This window comes from Enterobacteriaceae bacterium Kacie_13, assembly GCA_013457415.1.
In the GTDB taxonomy this organism is placed as follows: Bacteria; Pseudomonadota; Gammaproteobacteria; order Enterobacterales; family Enterobacteriaceae; genus Rahnella.
Genome location: CP045665.1, coordinates 3263990 through 3280740 on the forward strand (window position 1 = coordinate 3263990; position 16751 = coordinate 3280740).

17 protein-coding genes are annotated in these 16751 nt (G+C 53.5%); 2 read left to right on the forward strand and 15 right to left on the reverse strand.

The features are described from left to right. Positions 1-17: 17 nt before the first annotated feature. The 14 genes from GE278_14810 to GE278_14875 all read right to left on the reverse strand — a co-directional run bounded on the left by GE278_14810 (position 18) and on the right by GE278_14875 (position 13890). Positions 18-734, reverse strand: a complete 717-nt coding sequence (locus tag GE278_14810) for an ABC transporter permease subunit (GenBank protein ID QLK61970.1) — start codon at positions 732-734, stop codon at positions 18-20. Further along, positions 731-1417: an ABC transporter permease subunit gene (locus GE278_14815; GenBank protein QLK61971.1), complete on the reverse strand. Its 687-nt coding sequence runs from the start codon at positions 1415-1417 to the stop codon at positions 731-733. The genes GE278_14810 and GE278_14815 overlap by 4 nt, the downstream gene beginning before the upstream one ends. A 105-nt stretch (positions 1418-1522) precedes the next feature. After that, positions 1523-2305 (reverse strand): lysine/arginine/ornithine ABC transporter substrate-binding protein ArgT, encoded by a 783-nt coding sequence (argT, locus tag GE278_14820; protein ID QLK61972.1) that lies wholly within the window; start codon positions 2303-2305, stop codon positions 1523-1525. Between the two features lie 323 nt (positions 2306-2628). Further along, a complete protein-coding gene (locus GE278_14825) occupies positions 2629-3201 on the reverse strand; it encodes a UbiX family flavin prenyltransferase (protein ID QLK61973.1) in 573 nt (190 codons plus the stop codon). Between the two features lie 131 nt (positions 3202-3332). Next, positions 3333-4850, reverse strand: coding sequence for an amidophosphoribosyltransferase (gene purF, locus GE278_14830; GenBank protein QLK61974.1), 1518 nt, complete (start codon positions 4848-4850; stop codon positions 3333-3335). Positions 4851-4880: 30 nt separating this feature from the next. Continuing rightward, entirely contained in the window at positions 4881-5372 is a 492-nt protein-coding gene (cvpA, locus tag GE278_14835; protein ID QLK61975.1) for a colicin V production protein, read from the reverse strand. A 339-nt stretch (positions 5373-5711) separates the two neighbouring features. Then, a complete protein-coding gene (gene dedD, locus GE278_14840; GenBank protein QLK61976.1) occupies positions 5712-6542 on the reverse strand; it encodes a cell division protein DedD in 831 nt (276 codons plus the stop codon). Next, a complete protein-coding gene (gene folC / locus GE278_14845) occupies positions 6532-7818 on the reverse strand; it encodes a bifunctional tetrahydrofolate synthase/dihydrofolate synthase (protein QLK61977.1) in 1287 nt (428 codons plus the stop codon). Before folC ends, dedD begins: the two co-directional genes overlap by 11 nt. 203 nt (positions 7819-8021) lie before the next feature. Next, positions 8022-8936 carry an acetyl-CoA carboxylase, carboxyltransferase subunit beta gene (gene accD / locus GE278_14850; protein ID QLK61978.1) on the reverse strand — a complete coding sequence of 305 codons (915 nt, stop codon included), beginning with the start codon at positions 8934-8936 and terminating at the stop codon, positions 8022-8024. A gap of 261 nt (positions 8937-9197) precedes the next feature. After that, positions 9198-9866: a DedA family protein gene (locus GE278_14855; protein ID QLK61979.1), complete on the reverse strand. Its 669-nt coding sequence runs from the start codon at positions 9864-9866 to the stop codon at positions 9198-9200. A 36-nt stretch (positions 9867-9902) separates the two neighbouring features. Continuing rightward, positions 9903-10733, reverse strand: a complete 831-nt coding sequence (gene truA, locus GE278_14860) for a tRNA pseudouridine(38-40) synthase TruA (protein QLK61980.1) — start codon at positions 10731-10733, stop codon at positions 9903-9905. Between the two features lie 2 nt (positions 10734-10735). Further along, positions 10736-11749, reverse strand: a complete 1014-nt coding sequence (locus GE278_14865; GenBank protein ID QLK61981.1) for an aspartate-semialdehyde dehydrogenase — start codon at positions 11747-11749, stop codon at positions 10736-10738. 119 nt (positions 11750-11868) lie between these two features. After that, positions 11869-12996: a 4-phosphoerythronate dehydrogenase PdxB gene (gene pdxB / locus GE278_14870; protein QLK61982.1), complete on the reverse strand. Its 1128-nt coding sequence runs from the start codon at positions 12994-12996 to the stop codon at positions 11869-11871. 99 nt (positions 12997-13095) lie between these two features. Further along, positions 13096-13890: a helix-turn-helix domain-containing protein gene (locus GE278_14875; protein ID QLK61983.1), complete on the reverse strand. Its 795-nt coding sequence runs from the start codon at positions 13888-13890 to the stop codon at positions 13096-13098. Positions 13891-14015: 125 nt separating this feature from the next. Here GE278_14875 and GE278_14880 point away from each other — a divergent pair, with 125 nt between their 5' ends. Beyond that, positions 14016-14912, forward strand: coding sequence for an EamA family transporter (locus GE278_14880; GenBank protein ID QLK61984.1), 897 nt, complete (start codon positions 14016-14018; stop codon positions 14910-14912). 241 nt (positions 14913-15153) lie between these two features. Then, entirely contained in the window at positions 15154-16203 is a 1050-nt protein-coding gene (locus tag GE278_14885) for a flagella biosynthesis regulator Flk (GenBank protein QLK61985.1), read from the forward strand. An 8-nt stretch (positions 16204-16211) separates the two neighbouring features. Here GE278_14885 and GE278_14890 read toward each other — a convergent pair whose 3' ends face one another. Next, positions 16212-16667, reverse strand: a complete 456-nt coding sequence (locus GE278_14890) for a rhodanese (protein QLK61986.1) — start codon at positions 16665-16667, stop codon at positions 16212-16214. Positions 16668-16751 lie beyond the last annotated feature (84 nt).

A 16751-nucleotide genomic window follows, 5' to 3' on the forward strand; every position in this document is an offset into this window, starting at 1 on the left:
TCGATAGTTGGCTTTTTTTAATGAGCGGCCTGAGGCTTAACGTGCGCCAGCCAGCGTTTTTCCGCCTTGCGGAACAGACCAATCAGAACAAAAGAAACACAAAGATATATCACCGCCGCGATGCCGAAGGCGTAAAACGGCTGATAGGTTGCCGAATTAATATCACGGGCAATCTTCAACACGTCCGGCACAGTGGCGGTAAAGGCCAGCGCGGTAGAGTGCAGCATCAGGATGACTTCGTTACTGTAAGCAGGCAGTGCCGTGCGCAGCGCCGAAGGCAAAATAATGCAGGTATAGAGTTTGAAGCGCGAAAATCCGTAAGCGTTAGCCGCTTCGATTTCACCGTGCGGCACCGAACGGATAGCCCCGGCGAAAATCTCGGTGGTATACGCACAGGTATTGAGCGTTAACGCCAGAATTGTACAGTTCAGACCGCTGCGAAAGAACGCGTTCAGAAAGTCGGTTCCGCGCACGATCTCCAGACTGTACATCCCGGAGTAAAACACCAGCAGCTGAACGTACAGCGGCGTGCCGCGAAAGATGTAGGTATAAAGCCAGATAGGATAACGGATAAATTTATTGGAAGAGACGCGGCCCACGGCCATCGGCACGGCCAGCAGGCCGCCAATCACCACAGAACTGATGAGCAGCCACAACGTAATTGCCAGACCGGTAAACCGGTAGCCATCGCTATAGAGCAGCGACCAGCCATATTGTTGAAGAATATCGATCATAGCTCAGCCCTCTTCACACCCAGCGAATAGCGGCGATCAAGCCATAACAGCACGCCGTTCGACAGCGTGGTAAAAATCAGATAAACCACACCCGCGACAATCGCAAAGTAAAACGGCTGATATGTGCCCTTGCCTGCCAGCTGCGTGGCTTTAACGACATCATTGAGGCCTAGCAAAGACACCAGCGCAGTGGCTTTTAAAATCACCTGCCAGTTATTACCGATACCGGGCAGTGCGAAGCGCATCATGGCCGGAAAGAGTATACGGCGGAAAATCTGTGAGCCTGAGAAACCAAAGGCGGTCGCCGCTTCGATCTGTCCACGGGGAACGGCCATAAACGCGCCACGGAAGGTCTCGGTGAAATATGCACCATAGATAAAACCGAGCGTGATGATACCGGCGCTCATCGGGTCGATATCAATTTGGGTAAATCCAAGTGATTCTGTCACGCTGTTGAGCGCAATCTGCAAGCCGTAAAAAATTAATAACATCAATACCAGATCAGGTACGCCGCGGATAAGCGTGGTGTAACAACCAAAGAAACCAGAGATAACCCGGCTCTTTGACAGTTTCCCACCGGCCCCGATAAGCCCTATCACCAGCGCTAAAACAACTGACGAAATCGCCAGTTCCAGTGTCACCAACGTGCCCTGGATGATTACCTGGGAATACCCATACAGCATGGTTTTTTCCTGTCTCAATGGATCCCGCCGCAGACCAGACAGCGCCCGCGTCAGAACCTCAGGGAGCGACGTACCGCCCCCTGTGGCACATCACACAGCGGATAATTAGCCGCCGTATACGTCAAAGTCGAAGTATTTCTTCGCCAGCTTGTCGTAAGTCCCGTCTTTACGCATGCTGTCAAACGCCTTGTTAAGCGCAGCTTTCAGGTCGGTGTCGGTCTTACGCAGACCCATACCAGTACCCACACCGAAGAATTTATCGTCTTTCACGGAGGGACCTGCGAACGCGTAGTCCTTGCCAGCTGACTGTTTCAGGAAGCCTTCGCTGCCTGCCACTTCATCCTGGAATGCCGCGTCGAGACGGCCAGATGCCAGATCCGCATAAATCAGATCCTGGTTCTGGTAAGCCACCACGTTGATACCTTTTGGCTGCCACATTGCGTTGGCATAGGCTTCCTGAGTGGAACCCTGCAATACGCCAACGTTTTTACCTTTCAGCGCATCCAGTTCAGGCAACACTTTAGAGCCTTTAGGTGCGATCAGACGGGCGTTGGCAGCGTACAGTTTCTCAGTGAAATCAATTTCCTGCTGACGCTTTTCAGTGATGGACAGTGAGGAAATGATCGCATCAATTTTTTTGGCTTTCAGAGACGGGATTAGCGCATCGAAATCACTTTCAACGTACGTACATTTGATGGCCGCACGCTTACACATTTCGTTAGCGAGATCGATATCAAAACCAACCAGCTTGCCACTGGAGTCTTTTGATTCAAATGGGGCATAAGTCGGATCGGTGCCGATATTAATTGCTTTAGGCGCGGCAGCAAATGCACTGCCAGCACTGGCTAAGACCAGAACCAGCGGAAGAACCTTGAACAACTTTTTCATACATTAGCCTCAGTGATTATTCATCTGTTGTGGTTGCGTGTGCGTGAATGAACGTCTTTTTATAGTTTGCTGAACGATGCAAATGGCTTTTTTGCCAGATTCTCTCATGCACTTTTCATGCCGTTTCTCAGTAAGGCCAATTTCCTTGTAAAGAGAGCGAAAACCGGTCAAAAAATCATCAGGAAGTTGAAAGTATTCAGAGGTCTGAGTAAAGGATAGCGTAAGGGTTGCCTGGCGCTGCACCGCAATGAATCAATTTGTGATCACTGTTGGTGCAATGTTAGTGAAATGCTAGAAATGAGTGCGTAAGCGGTGGGAAAAACTCAGTGGCTGCCCTGCCATCGAACAAATAAGTCCTGTGGCAGTTCAATATCAAACTGGTCAATCACGCGGTTGACGGTCTGATTAATGATATCGTCAACCGATTCCGGGCGATGATAGAACGCCGGGACCGGTGGCATGATGATCGCCCCCAGCTCGGCTGCCTGGGTCATCAGTCGCAGGTGCCCGAGATGCAGCGGAGTTTCGCGAACGCAAAGCACCAGACGACGGCTTTCTTTGAGTACCACATCGGCAGCGCGGGTAAGTAAACCATCGGTGTAACTGTTCACAATGCCGGACAGCGTTTTAATCGAACACGGCAAAATCACCATTCCGGTGGTTTTATATGAGCCGGAAGAAATACTGGCGGCGATATCACGGGAATCATGCACTACATTGGCCAGTGCCTGAACATCACGCAACGTCAGATCGGTTTCCAGGGTCAGCGTTTGCCGTGCGGCATTGCTCATCACCAGATGAGTTTCAATATCGGGCACGTTTTGCAGCACCTGCAATAACCGGACGCCATAAATTGCGCCGCTGGCGCCTGAAATGCCGACAATAAGTCGTTTCATGAAAACTGCCTTAGAAAAATGTTACCGGACCCGATGATGCTAATACTGACATAAATTCAGACATAAAAAAACGCGCCCGCCCGGCTGTTCACCGGAGGGGCGCGCTTCAACGGATGTCAGCAACCGGCTAATCAGCCTTCGTTGTGCATCTCGAGGTTTTCAGCTTCCTGCTGGCCACGTAACGCCTGAGCGTCGTCGTTGCGCAGGGCTTCGAGATATTCCAGGTAATTCTGGTCAACGTCTTTGGTGACGTAAATACCGTCAAACACCGAACACTCAAACTTCTCGATATCGCTGTTATCTTCTTTTACTGCGGCGATCAAATCGCTGAGATCCTGGAAGATGAGCGCATCTGCACCGATAATCTGATTGATTTCGCTGACTTCACGACCGTGTGCAATCAGTTCGTTGGCGCTGGGCATATCGATGCCGTACACGTTCGGGAAACGGATTTCCGGTGCCGCAGAGGCCAGATAAACACGTCTCGCGCCCGCTTCACGCGCCATCTCTACAATCTGCTGAGAGGTGGTGCCGCGCACGATGGAGTCATCGACCAGCAATACGTTCTTATCACGGAACTCTGCGCGGTTAGCGTTCAGTTTGCGACGAACGGATTTACGACGCTCCTGCTGACCCGGCATGATAAACGTACGGCCTACGTAGCGGTTTTTCACAAAACCCTGCCGGTACGGTTTATTCAGGATGCGCGCGATTTCCAGCGCGATATCGCAAGAGGTTTCCGGGATTGGAATCACCACGTCGATATCCAGATCTTCCCATTCACGGGCAATCTTCGCGCCCAACTTTTCACCCATGCGTACACGGGCGCTGTAGACGGAAATTTTGTCGATGAACGAGTCAGGACGCGCGAAATACACATACTCGAACAGGCATGGGTTGTACTGCGGATTCTCAGCACACATGCGGGTGAACAGCTGGCCTTTTTCGGTGATGTACACCGCTTCGCCCGGCGCAACATCGCGCAGGAACTCAAAGCCCAGCGTATCTAACGCCACGCTCTCAGACGCCACCATGTACTCGTTACGCCCACCTTCCAGCGTACGTTTGCCGATCACCAGCGGGCGGATGCCGTGCGGGTCACGGAACGCCAGCATGCCGTGGCCGATGATCATCGCCACGCAGGCATACGCGCCACGGATTTTCAGGTTCACAGCCGCGACGGCGGCAAAAATGTTGTCAGCTTCCAGCGGATAATGTTGGAAACGATCCAGCTCGCTGGCCAGGATATTCAGCAGGACTTCAGAATCGGAAGTCGTGTTGACGTGGCGGCGCTGGCCTTCGAACAGGTTACTTCTCAGTTCATGGGCATTCGTCAGGTTACCGTTATGGGCCAGGGTGATGCCAAACGGAGAGTTGACGTAAAAAGGTTGAGCTTCTGAAGCGCTGGAACTGCCAGCCGTTGGGTAGCGAACATGGCCGATGCCCATGTTGCCTTGCAAGCGAAGCATATGGCGGGCTTCGAAAACATCCTTCACCAGGCCATTCGCTTTCCGTAAACGGAAGTTATTATTGGCGTCAATGGTGACGATGCCTGCGGCATCCTGCCCACGGTGTTGTAACACCGTTAACGCGTCATAAATCGACTGGTTTACCGGCATGAAACCGGCGATACCGACAATACCGCACATGTTGTCTTTTCCTCTTCAGCGCTGCCAAAACTAAAGATGTTTTGGCAAGAAACTCGACGTGCTCTGCAGGTAGTCAAAGAACCACCTGATGATATAACTGAACTGTGGGATCAACTGAGATTGCTTCCAGTCTTCACTTTGTGAGAAACCGGTAAAAGTATCCAGGAAGAACAGCATCGCGGAGACAATCAACACACCGCGCAGTGCGCCAAAGCACACACCTAACACCCTGTCAGTGCCGGACAACCCGGTTCTTTCCACCAGCGAACCAATCACATAGTTGACAATTGCACCTACGATCAACGTCGCGATGAACAAGATGGCAATTGCGATCCCGTTTCGAACTAACTCATCTTCGAAACGCGTGAAGTAGATGGCGAGGTAAGGATAATAATGGCTGGCAACGAAGAAGGCACAAGCCCAGGTTACCAACGATAAAGCCTCACGAACAAAGCCACGAATCAAACTGACTAAGGCAGAAAATCCGATAACCGCAATGATGACGTAATCAATCCAGACCATTAACTATTCCAGTGTCTAATCCAGTCATGTCTACCCCGGCATCCAAATCGCTGCGAATTCTAACAGAAAAAGAAAACGTTTGCGTAGGGGAAATCTGCCGGTCAGACAAATTAATAATAGCGATTAAAAAAACCTCAATCGCAGCATAAACCTATAAAAAATCAGCGTGCCTATTCTATAGAAAAAGGGCACAAATCGCTTGTGCCCTCCGTGGTAATTATTATTGCCTGAACCCAGTCATTGGCGTTGCAGCAAGGCAGGAACCCGATGAGCTTACATTAGTAAGTAATTCGGGTTCCTGAATGCGGCGAACGCAGCTGCAGCGTCATGGACGCAAGATCAGTGCGCGCTGTAAGCGCGAACCTGCCCACCCAGTCCACTCAACTGTTGCAATTGTGGCAATGACGCTTCCAGTTTTTGCTTCGACGCATCCGGACCGACGTACAACCGTGTGATTTGCCCCTGTACCGGAGTGGAAGGGACGGTGTACGCACGGAAACCTGACAAGCGCAGATTCGCGACAATCTCATTGGCTTTGGCAGCATTTTTCAATGCGCCCAGCTGCACGACGTAAGACTGACCCGCCGGTGCTTTTTCTTCTGGCGTAGTCTTCGGCTGTTCGACCGCTTTTGGCTGCTCGACAGGTTTAGTCTGTTCGACCGGCTTCGGCTGTTCAACCGGTTTCTGTTTAACCACCGGCGGCGCTTCAACCATTGGTTTAGGTTCGATGGTTTTCGGTTTTTGCACTATCGGTTTTTGCACTACCGGTTTTTGCTCAACCGGCTTCTGCTTAGCCGTTTCGGTCCGCGTTGGCGACACGGCCTTCTTCTGCTCAGGCAATGTTGTCGACGGCGGCGTTTCTACCGTGGTGTTGCCTGGTGCGACCGCGCCGCGATTGGCAGCCGTAGTATTGTTCGCAGAATGGTCCTCTTCAGGCGCGCCACTCATCGCCTGATTGGCACCTTCCGGCGCCTGCGCAGGCAGCGACTGGGTCACCGGCGGCACAGAGTCCTGTTCTTCAACATCACCTGCTTTTGGCACCAATGGAATAGACGCAAATTCGTCTTCGTAATGTTTTTTCTTGCCGTCGAGTAAACCGGGCAAAATGATGACGCCCAGCGCCACCAGAATGACCGTCCCGACCAGACGATTTTGAAACTTACTTGCCACTGGTTTTCCCCGTATCTAAAGCATCCATTACGTGAGCGACGGTATGAAACGAACCGCAGACGATCACAATATCCTCAGGAGCCGCCTCCTCCATAGCCTGTTTCCAGGCTGATCCGACATCCGCAAACTCACTCGCCGAAGGCAGGTGCGCCGTCAGCTCTTTTGCACTGGCGCCGCGCGGACCTTCGAGCGGTGCGCAATACCAGACATCGACCAGAGGCGACAGGCATGCCAGCGTACCGGCAATATCTTTATCTGACAACATGCCCACCACCGCCCGGATTTTCCCGTTCTGACGCGGCAACTGCGCCAGACGCCCGGCCAGATAAGCCGCTGCATGAGGATTGTGCGCAACGTCAAGGATCAGGCGTGGCGATTCGCTCACAGTCTGGAAACGCCCCGGCAGCGCGGCACGTTGCAATCCCGTGCGTATGGCATCAGCCGGAATATCCAGCGGCGAATAATGCAATGCTGCCAGCGCCGTGGCGGCATTCGCCAGCGGAACGTTCGGCAACGGCAGATTTTCCAGCGCACCGGTTTCTGCGCCGTTGTGCAGCGCCGCCCACCGCCAGCTCTCATCACTGGCGGTAAAATGCCAGTTCGTATCACGACGGTACAAATCAGACTGTTTTTCCTGCGCGACGTCGGCAATCGACTGCGGCATATCCGGCTCACCGACGACTGCAGGTTTGCCCGCACGGAAAATACCGGCCTTTTCGCGGCCAATGCTTCCACGATCGGAACCCAGCCAGTCGGTGTGATCGAGCGCAATGCTGGTGACGACCGACACCGAGGCATCCACGATATTTGTGGCATCCAGGCGCCCTCCCAGTCCCACTTCAAGGATAACCACGTCAAGCTTCGCCTGCCTGAACAGATGCAACGCAGAAAGCGTGCTGTATTCGAAATAGGTCAGTGAGATATCACCGCGACCGGCTTCCAGCAGCGCAAAAGACTCACAGTGCGTCGCTTCCGGTAGCTCTTCACCCTGAATGCGTACGCGCTCGGTATAACGCACAAGATGAGGGGAACTGTAAACGCCGACACGATAACCGGCGGCCATCAGAATCGATTCGAGTGTGGCGCAGGTGGTGCCTTTACCATTGGTGCCCGCGACGGTAAAGACCAGCGGTGCTGGCGTCAGCAAATCGAGTTTAGCAGCAACCGCGCTGACCCGCGTAAGGCCCAGTTCAATCGCCTGAGAATGGAGGTGTTCGAGATAATAAAGCCACGTGGCAAGGGGCGACGTGGCTTGAGGGATATGTTGATTTTGCATGAGCCAGTTCAACCTGTTCAGGTTCGCTTCGACACAACATCACCAGACTGAGACAGCAGGCAATGCCCTCTTTGTCAGATACCACTAACAGAGTAAAAGCACGGCCTGCCAGTCCTGAGCGATAACAGCTTGACGGCGACAGTTTGGGCGGCACAACAATGAGTGGCCGCCCTGAACAACTGACCGGCTTTTACTCAGATCGATCAGGCATCCTGATGGTCATCGGCAGAACCGTTGACAGCAGCCGGAACCTCGGCCACTTTTGGCTCCGGTTGCCCGGTCAGTTTCGCCAGAACGCTGCCTAATTTGGCACGCAAATCCGGACGACGGACGATCATGTCGATCGCGCCTTTTTCGATCAGGAACTCGCTGCGCTGGAAACCAGCAGGCAGTTTTTCACGAACGGTTTGCTCGATAACTCGCGGGCCGGCAAAACCAATCAGGGCTTTTGGCTCAGCCACGTTGATATCACCCAGCATCGCGAGGCTGGCTGAAACACCGCCCATGGTCGGATCAGTCAGTACAGAAATGTACGGTAAACCGCGTTCCTGTAATTTTGCCAACGCCGCACTGGTTTTCGCCATCTGCATCAGCGACATCAGCGCTTCCTGCATACGTGCGCCGCCACTGGCTGAGAAACACACCAGCGGGCAGTTATCTTCCATTGCCTGTTCTACAGCACGCACGAAACGTGCGCCTACCACAGAGGCCATGGAACCGCCCATGAAAGCAAACTCAAACGACGCGACCACAATCGGCATACCAAACAGCGTACCTTTCATGACAACCATGGCGTCTTTTTCGTTGGTTTCTTTCTGCGCAGCCACCAGACGATCTTTGTATTTTTTGGAATCTTTAAACTTCAGAACATCTTTAGGCTCAAGCTCGCTACCTAATTCAACCTCACTCCCCTCGTCCATGAAAGAGGACAGACGCATACGCGCAGACATACGCATATGGTGGTCACACTTAGGGCAAACCATGAGGTTACGCTCGAGCTCGGCGCGGTAAAGTACCTGTCCGCAGCTGTCACATTTAGTCCAGACGCCCTCAGGAATGCTTGCCTTACGGGTTTGCGAGTCAGTGCTCTTACTAAGAATTCGTTCAATCCAGCTCATCGATAACCTTTCTGTTTGAACCCGGCCGAAGCCAGTCCGCTGTTCATGCTGTAACAAGTCCCCTGAAACCTACCCAAAAACGTCTGTCTGCGGGGTGATAAAAAAACTCACACGCCGCATCACAGAAGGGTTGTTCGCAGGAACAGACCATAAATTGTCGCTCATTAAACCATAACAGCCAGAGACTGTGGATAAAAAACTGGTGAGTCTGCGGGTTTAATGACCGTCAATATCCTGTTAATTCATAAAATCGTCACGGGATTAACCCTGATGACGTTTCTCTTTCGCCGCCGCACGTTTGTGCCGCCAGATTTCAATCACACCTGGGAGGATCGAAACCACGATGATGCCGACGATCAGTAATTTCAGATTTTCCTGAACAATCGGGAGATCACCGAAAAGGTAGCCTGCGTAAGTAAACAGCAGCACCCAAATTAGCGCACCAATCACGTTATACGCCGCGAAATGGCGATAAGACATATGTCCCATGCCGGCAACAAACGGCGCAAATGTCCGGACGATCGGCACGAAGCGCGCAAGAATAATCGTTTTACCGCCATGTTTCTCGTAAAACTTATGCGTCTTGTCTAAATAACTGCGACGGAAAATCTTCGAATTTGGGTTGCTGAACAGGCGCTCCCCAAAGACCCGCCCGATGGTGTAGTTTACGGCGTCCCCCACAATGGCAGCAATCGCCATCAGAAACACCATCAGATGCACATTAAGATCATTGGTCGGCAACGCGGCCAGCGCACCCGCGACGAACAGCAATGAATCCCCCGGCAGGAAAGGTGTCACCACCAGCCCGGTTTCGCAAAACAGGATCAGGAACAAAATCCCGTAAACCCAGGCGCCATACTGCGCAACCAGCTCCGCCAAATGCACATCAATATGTAGAATAAAATCAATCACAAACTGGATAAAACCCATTTGATTTTCCGTCCTTTTTTACACCATCAGAGGTTCTTAGTCTTCTAAGAACAGCGGCCCCATATTCACCTGAGGTAATGCAAATTTCTCGGGGTAATCCACACAGACCAGATACAGCCCTTCCGCTTTTCCGGTCGCCGCCGCCAGATTGCGATCTTTCGCCGCCAGCAGTTCGGCCATCCAGTTCACCGGCTGATTCCCCGCACCAATTTCCACCAGACTGCCAACAATGTTACGCACCATGTGATGCACAAACGCGTTAGCCTTAATATCCACCACGACATAATTGCCGTGACGTGTGACATTCAGATGCATCATGTAGCGCCACGGCGTGCGTGACTGGCACTGCGATGCACGAAACGACGTGAAATCGTTCTCGCCCAGCAACGCCTGACCAGCCAGCTGCATTTTTTCCACATCCAGCGGCATGTGTACGTGCGTCACGCCGGTATGCAAAATTGCCGAACGGTAGCGATGATTGTAGATAACGTAGCGATAACGACGGGCAGTGGCACTGAAACGCGCGTGGAAATCTTCCCCTACGTTCGCACACCAGCGCACAGCAATGTCTTTTGGCAGATGGGTATTCACGCCCATCGTCCATGCCGCGTCATTACGCATCACCGGCGTATCAAAATGCACCACCTGACCGGTGGCACTGACGCCCGCATCGGTGCGACCGGCGCAGAACACTACAATTGGCGTATCAGCCACACGGCTAAGCGATTTCTCCAGACATTCCTGAACACTCGCCGCACCCTGCTGACGTTGCCAGCCGTAATAAGCGCTGCCGTTGTACTCAATACCTAACGCAATGCGCCCCACGGCGGGAGCAGCACTGACATCAGCAATAACGTCGTCGGACATAATCAGTACCAGTATTCATTGATCAGTTTTTCTGCGGTTTCCACCGCCATCAGAGCACCGCCAAAACGCACGTTATCCGCCACTGACCAGAACTGCAATAACTCAGGCACGCCGTAATCGTTACGCAGACAACCGATACTCAGATTGGCGTTGCCGGACGCATCGCTCACCTGAGTCGGAAAATCGTCTTCGTCGCTCAGGGAAATATCGTCGATACGTTCCAGTTCCGTGCGCGCTTCTTCTGCAGACAATGGACGCAAACCTTCCAGATGCACAACCTGCGCGTGCCCGTAGAACACCGGTGACTGCACGCAGCTGACAGAAATAGGCAAGCCGTCGTCCTGCAACACTTTACGCACCTGATCCACCAGACGACGTTCCTGTAGTACGCTGCCTTCTTCATCGCTTACCAGCGGCAACAGATTGAACGCCAGCTGCTTACTGAAAAGACCGCCCTCTTCGGCCGGAATGCCGTTCAGCAGGCGCGCACTTTGCCCGGCTAAATCATCCACCGCAACCTTACCCAGTGCGGAAACGGACAGCAGAGAGGTCACGTGCAAACGCGATAAACCCGCCTGTTCGGTCAGCGGTTTGATTGCGGTCAGCAACTGACTGGTCAGGCTGTCAGCCACGGCGACGATATTGCGGTTGCGATAATGAGACAGCGCATCTGGGTTAACACCCGGCACCACCAACGGAATGTCGTGCTCCAGCGAGAACAGGCCGCTGCTGTCGATCACCAGGCAGCCCTGATTGGCGGCTTCTTCAGCATACAGCGCAGAGGCTTCGCTGCCCGCGACAAAGAACGCCAGTTGAACCTGTGACCAGTCAAATTCAGACGCCAGCTGTACGCGCAGGCTTTTGCCATTAAAGCGGACGGTCTGACCTGCGCTACGCTCACTCGCCAGCGGGAAGAGCTCACCAACCGGGAACTGACGCTCGGCCAGTAAATCCAGTAACGCATCACCGACTGCGCCCGTTGCGCCAAGCAGCGCAATATTCCAGCCTTCAGACATGTTGGTTTTCTCCAGAAATAAAAGTGCAAAATACAAAGGGGCGATGAATGATCACCGCCCTGCTTTCGAAATCGTTATCACATCACTGTATGTGGAAAAGCTTAAGGGCGCGTTAAGGCTCAGTCCGTCACGCTGTTAAAGCCCAGCTTTTTCAGCACATCTGCAGTTGCCGGATCGTCACAGATCACCCGCAATGATGACCACTCACGACGCTCTTCATAGAACTTACGCAGCTTGTCGAACTCGCCCGGTTTTCCGGCCACACGGCGCAAAGGCCGGTCATCGCGGCGCACATCATACACTAAGTGAATAAGTCGCAGCAGTTTGGCTTCACTCAGTGCACCGCGCAGCGTGACTTCAGCAAATTCTGGCGGCGGTAACAGCGAGGCCAGCTCAACGGTTTGTGGCTGACCGATAAACTGACTGAATGCCTCAAACACCTGGGTGGTGCCGCGCGCCTTGCCTTCCAGGCTATAGCCTGCGATATGCGCGGTACCGATAGCCACTTTATCGAGCAGGGCCAGTGACAAATCAGGCTCCGGCTCCCAGACGTCCAGCACAGCAGTGAGTTTTTTGCTGCCGTTCAGCGCGTCAAGCAATGCGGCGTTATCCACCACCTCGCCACGACAGGCGTTGATCATAATACGGTCAGCCGGCAGACGCGCCAGCAAACCAGCGTCCACCAGATGATGAGTGGCATAAGGGCCGGACATATTCAGCGGCGTGTGGAACGTCAGAATATCAGCTTCAGCGACCAGTTTTTCCAGCGGCCAGAACTCACCGCTATCGCCGCGATCGGCGCGAGGCGGATCGCATAACAGCGTGCGGATACCCAGCGCCTCGAGGCGGGCATTGAGGCGCGAACCCACATTACCGACGCCGATGATGCCCACGGTTTTGTCACGCAGCTGGAAACCATCGCGCTGGGCAATAATCAGCAGGGAGGAGAAAACGTACTCAACGACGGCAATCGCATTGCAGCCCGGCGCGGCGGAAAAGCCAATGCCCTGCGTCGCCAGCCACGCGTCATCAACGTGGTCGGTACCCGCCGTGGCGGTGCCGACAAATTTCACCGGTTTTCCCGTCAGCAAACTTTCATTCACCTTTGTCACAGAACGTACCATCAGCGCGTCGGCATCATTCAGGGCATCCTGTGGGATCGGACGGCCGGGAACGGCCTGTACAGTACCCAGCCGGCTGAACAACTCGACGGCGTAAGGCATATTTTCATCAACCAGGATTTTCACGTTTGTCTCCGGCAGCATGGCCTAGGAAAGAATAGAAAATGAAGAAGAATGGGATTTTGCCACGTTCACCGCGCCGATCCCAACTTTCAGGGCACAACTTTACCTGTCGTTACGAAAACGCTGCGGCGTGGTGCCGGAAATCTGCTGAAACATGGTGATAAACGCCGACGACGAGCTGTAGCCCACTTCATGCGCGACGTCCTGCACATTTTTGCCCTGCTCGAGCAGCGAGATGGCGTGTAAAAAACGCAGCCGCTGACGCCATTCAGCAAAGCTCATGCCCAGTTCCTGCTGGCATCGGCGCGAAAGCGTGCGCTCGGTGGTGTAAATTTTCGCTGCCCACTGCGCCAGCGGAGTGCTGTCCGCCGGATTCTTTTCCAAACCACTCAGCACCTGCGACAACAGTTTATCTTCCGAGGTGGGGAGGTAAGTATTCTGACGCGGTGCCAGACTGATTTGATCGAGCAACACGCGGCACATGCGCAGATCGGCCTCGGTCTCCGGCTCATTCAGCTTTCGCGAAAAACAGTCGTCAGCGATGGCATTAAAAATCGCCGTGGGCGTAAGCAGGCACGGCGCAGGAGGGAGGTTTTGATCCATTTCCGGTGCGATATCAATAGCGCAAAACCTTGTGGTCTTACGGTTATAACTTGAATGCTCTGTACCCGCTGGCAGCCAGACGGCAAACTCACGCGGTGCCAGATAGCGCTGGCCGGCGACCAGCATCGCAAGAACACCGGACTTCACGCAGATAATCTGGCTCCACGGATGTGAATGCCGCACATATTCTGAATTCCCTTCAATAATTTCACCACGAAATAACAGCGTTGTCGGGGTCTTTTCCGGTAACGGTGGATAGTAGCGCGGGGGAGATGATGTCCGGCGAGTCGGCATAAAAACCTTTTGTCTGTGGCGGCACAGGTTGTCTGAATTACGTGAAGGATTGTCTGATTATCGTTATATATAACAAATAAGACAATCGTACACTTACGTAACGATTTACTTAGGGATGATTTGCAATGAATGTACTTTTTCCGCTGCTGGCCGTGTTGATTTGGTCGCTTAATGCTGTGGTCAGCAAGGTGTCCGCGACCGCCATTGATCCCGCAGCGATCTCTTTCTACCGCTGGCTGCTGGCCTTACTGACGCTGACCCCGTTTATTTTGCCGGGCGTACTGCGCAATCTGCAGGCGGTGAAGCAATACTGGTGGAAGCTGTTGATCCTCGGTCTGCTGGGCATGGTCTTGTATCAGAGCCTGGCGTATTACGCCGCGCACAGCGTTAGCGCGCTGTTTATGGGGATCCTGAACTCACTTATCCCACTGCTGACGGTGGTAATAAGCCTGTTCCTGCTGAGTGTGATGCCAACCGTAGGTATCGCGCTGGGCTGTGTGATTTCGTTCACCGGGCTGGTGTGGCTGGTCAGCGCTGGCGACCCGGCGCAACTGCTGCAACACGGGATTGGCAAAGGTGAGCTGATGATGTTTGCGGCGTCGGCGTCCTATGCGCTGTATGGCGTACTAACCAAACGCTGGGCGATCCCGCTGCCTAACTGGCAGTCGCTGTACGTGCAGATCATTTTTGGTGTGCTGTTGCTGTTACCAAACTTCCTGCTGGCGAGCGACGTCAGCCTGACCGTACATAATATTCCGCTGGTGTTGTTCGCAGGGATCCCGGCTTCGATCATTGCGCCGTTTTTGTGGATCCAGGGCGTTATCCGCCTCGGTGCTAACAAAGCGTCTATTTTCATGAACCTGTCGCCGATCTTCACCGCTATTATCGCGGTGCTGTTCCTGCACGAACAGCTGCACAGTTACCATATTATAGGCGGCGGCATTACGCTGGCCGGGGTGGTAATCGCCCAACGTTTGCGTAGGCCGCTGTTTAACCGCACCGCTGAACTTCCTCAAAAATAACGTCTAAAAATCTCACTGCTCTCTACGCAAACGTGGCGGGCAGTGACTCATTTTTCGCTTTCGCGCCCCGCCGAACGTTTTTAACGTCCATTTTGATAAATAATATTCCTAAGAATCTTAATTGGCCTGCCATTCGCGGTGTTGATTAATAAACTTTGCAGGTATGATGAGGCGCTTCTGCGCTCTTGCGCCGCGCTTTTCCAATCAAGCGACGATTTAATTTCCAGCGAAGGACGGTGATATGCAACCTTTGAGCGGCCCGGGCATGCCGGTTGGCGACAACAGAACACAGCCTCAGGGTCAGACCGTTCCTGCTCAATCGGGTGGCGAACTGCCGTTAACCCCGGCGCAGCGAACCACGCTGGAGAAGCTGATCGTCAAGCTGATGGCGTTGACCCCGATAAAATCGGCAGAGATCTGGGCCAACCTGCGTCACGATCTTTCTTTGCCGCACGGCGCAGAAATCACGTCATCACAATTTCCTCAGGCGCAGACCCTGCTTCAGGGGAAACTGACGCAGGCGCAGGACAGCCACGCCTCGCGCCAGCTAATGTTGCAACTGACCGAACTATTGCCGCAGGGCAATAACCGTCAGGCCGTCAGCGACTTTATCCGCCAGAATTTTGGCCACACCGTATTGAGCCAGCTGACCCACCCGCAGCTGCAACAGGTGCTGGATTTGATCCAGACGCGCCAGATGAATATTCCGCAACCGCAGCAGACCCCGATCACCGATCGCCCGTTGCTGCCTGCCGAACACAACAACCTGCAACAGCTGGTTACGCGTCTCAGCGCGGCCACTGGCGAAGCGCCGGTCAAAGTGTGGCAGGAGCTGTTTACGCTGGTGGGCGTTAAAGTCGGGGATTCTATTCCGGCGAAACACTTCCAGTTACTCAGCCAGTTTATGCAGGTTAAAGCGTCGCTCAGCCAGCAGACCACGCCGCCGACGCTGACTACCCTGCTGAGCGTGCTCAAGCAGCCTGCCAGCACTCAGGAAATCCGTCAGCTTACCGAATATGTGGAAAACCGTTTCAGTGCCACCTTGTCTACTCCGCTGACACCTGTGCAGGTGAATGACCTGATTGGCGTACTGTTCAGCCAGCGAGTGGATCGCACGCCGCGCAGCGAAGAGATTGATGATCACTTCACTACGACGACGCGAACAGATCCGCAGCCGATAATGAATCCGTTTGTCGCAATGCTGCCGCCTTCTATGCAGGCACTCGGCGGAAAACCCCTGCTGTTTATCGCCTTTGTGGTGGTCGTGCTTCTGCTTTGGGCGCTGTTTTAAGCACCGGCTCAGGCACAACCGCAATCTTCAGGAGCGAGGTTCAGGGAATAGTTTCCCCGTTCTTCGCCCATTGCCAATGGATGTTTATCTCGGATCCAAAAATCCAGCCCGCCAATCATTTCCTTCACATGATATCCCAGCTTTGCCAGCTTGTACGCTCCCTGGGTCGAGCCATTACAGCCAATCCCGTCACAGTACGTTACGTAAACCACGTCTCTACTCAGTTCCCGCGTGCTTTCTGCCGTCATCAGTTTATGCGGAAAATTCACCGCGCCCGGCACATGTCCGCGCACATAATATTCAGCAGAACGGGTATCAATAACCACGATGCTGGTCACGCCATTTTGCAGATCCGCCGCCACGTCGGCCGCATCGGTATAAAAGCTCAGTTTCGAGTGTAAATACGCGGCGCTGACGTCCGGGGACGGCGGTGCCAAAGCCAGAACATAAGATGAATGCGACATAACTTCTCCTGTGAAATTTTCTCTGTTGAAAGCCGTTCCATCATCGCTGCTTTTGGTCTTATTATTGATACCAATTATTTACCA

What these genes read in the sequence shown, in the direction of transcription:
- purF (QLK61974.1), bottom strand. Translation starts at nt 4,850, where the DNA reads ATGTGCGGTATTGTCGGTATCGCCGGTTTCATGCCGGTAAACCAGTCG.
- GE278_14885 (QLK61985.1), top strand. Translation starts at nt 15,154, where the DNA reads ATGCAACCTTTGAGCGGCCCGGGCATGCCGGTTGGCGACAACAGAACA.
- GE278_14880 (QLK61984.1), top strand. Translation starts at nt 14,016, where the DNA reads ATGAATGTACTTTTTCCGCTGCTGGCCGTGTTGATTTGGTCGCTTAAT.
- GE278_14865 (QLK61981.1), bottom strand. Translation starts at nt 11,749, where the DNA reads ATGTCTGAAGGCTGGAATATTGCGCTGCTTGGCGCAACGGGCGCAGTC.
- GE278_14855 (QLK61979.1), bottom strand. Translation starts at nt 9,866, where the DNA reads ATGGGTTTTATCCAGTTTGTGATTGATTTTATTCTACATATTGATGTG.
- truA (QLK61980.1), bottom strand. Translation starts at nt 10,733, where the DNA reads ATGTCCGACGACGTTATTGCTGATGTCAGTGCTGCTCCCGCCGTGGGG.
- cvpA (QLK61975.1), bottom strand. Translation starts at nt 5,372, where the DNA reads ATGGTCTGGATTGATTACGTCATCATTGCGGTTATCGGATTTTCTGCC.
- GE278_14890 (QLK61986.1), bottom strand. Translation starts at nt 16,667, where the DNA reads ATGTCGCATTCATCTTATGTTCTGGCTTTGGCACCGCCGTCCCCGGAC.
- accD (QLK61978.1), bottom strand. Translation starts at nt 8,936, where the DNA reads ATGAGCTGGATTGAACGAATTCTTAGTAAGAGCACTGACTCGCAAACC.
- GE278_14810 (QLK61970.1), bottom strand. Translation starts at nt 734, where the DNA reads ATGATCGATATTCTTCAACAATATGGCTGGTCGCTGCTCTATAGCGAT.
- GE278_14875 (QLK61983.1), bottom strand. Translation starts at nt 13,890, where the DNA reads ATGCCGACTCGCCGGACATCATCTCCCCCGCGCTACTATCCACCGTTA.
- GE278_14815 (QLK61971.1), bottom strand. Translation starts at nt 1,417, where the DNA reads ATGCTGTATGGGTATTCCCAGGTAATCATCCAGGGCACGTTGGTGACA.
- GE278_14825 (QLK61973.1), bottom strand. Translation starts at nt 3,201, where the DNA reads ATGAAACGACTTATTGTCGGCATTTCAGGCGCCAGCGGCGCAATTTAT.
- folC (QLK61977.1), bottom strand. Translation starts at nt 7,818, where the DNA reads ATGCAAAATCAACATATCCCTCAAGCCACGTCGCCCCTTGCCACGTGG.
- argT (QLK61972.1), bottom strand. Translation starts at nt 2,305, where the DNA reads ATGAAAAAGTTGTTCAAGGTTCTTCCGCTGGTTCTGGTCTTAGCCAGT.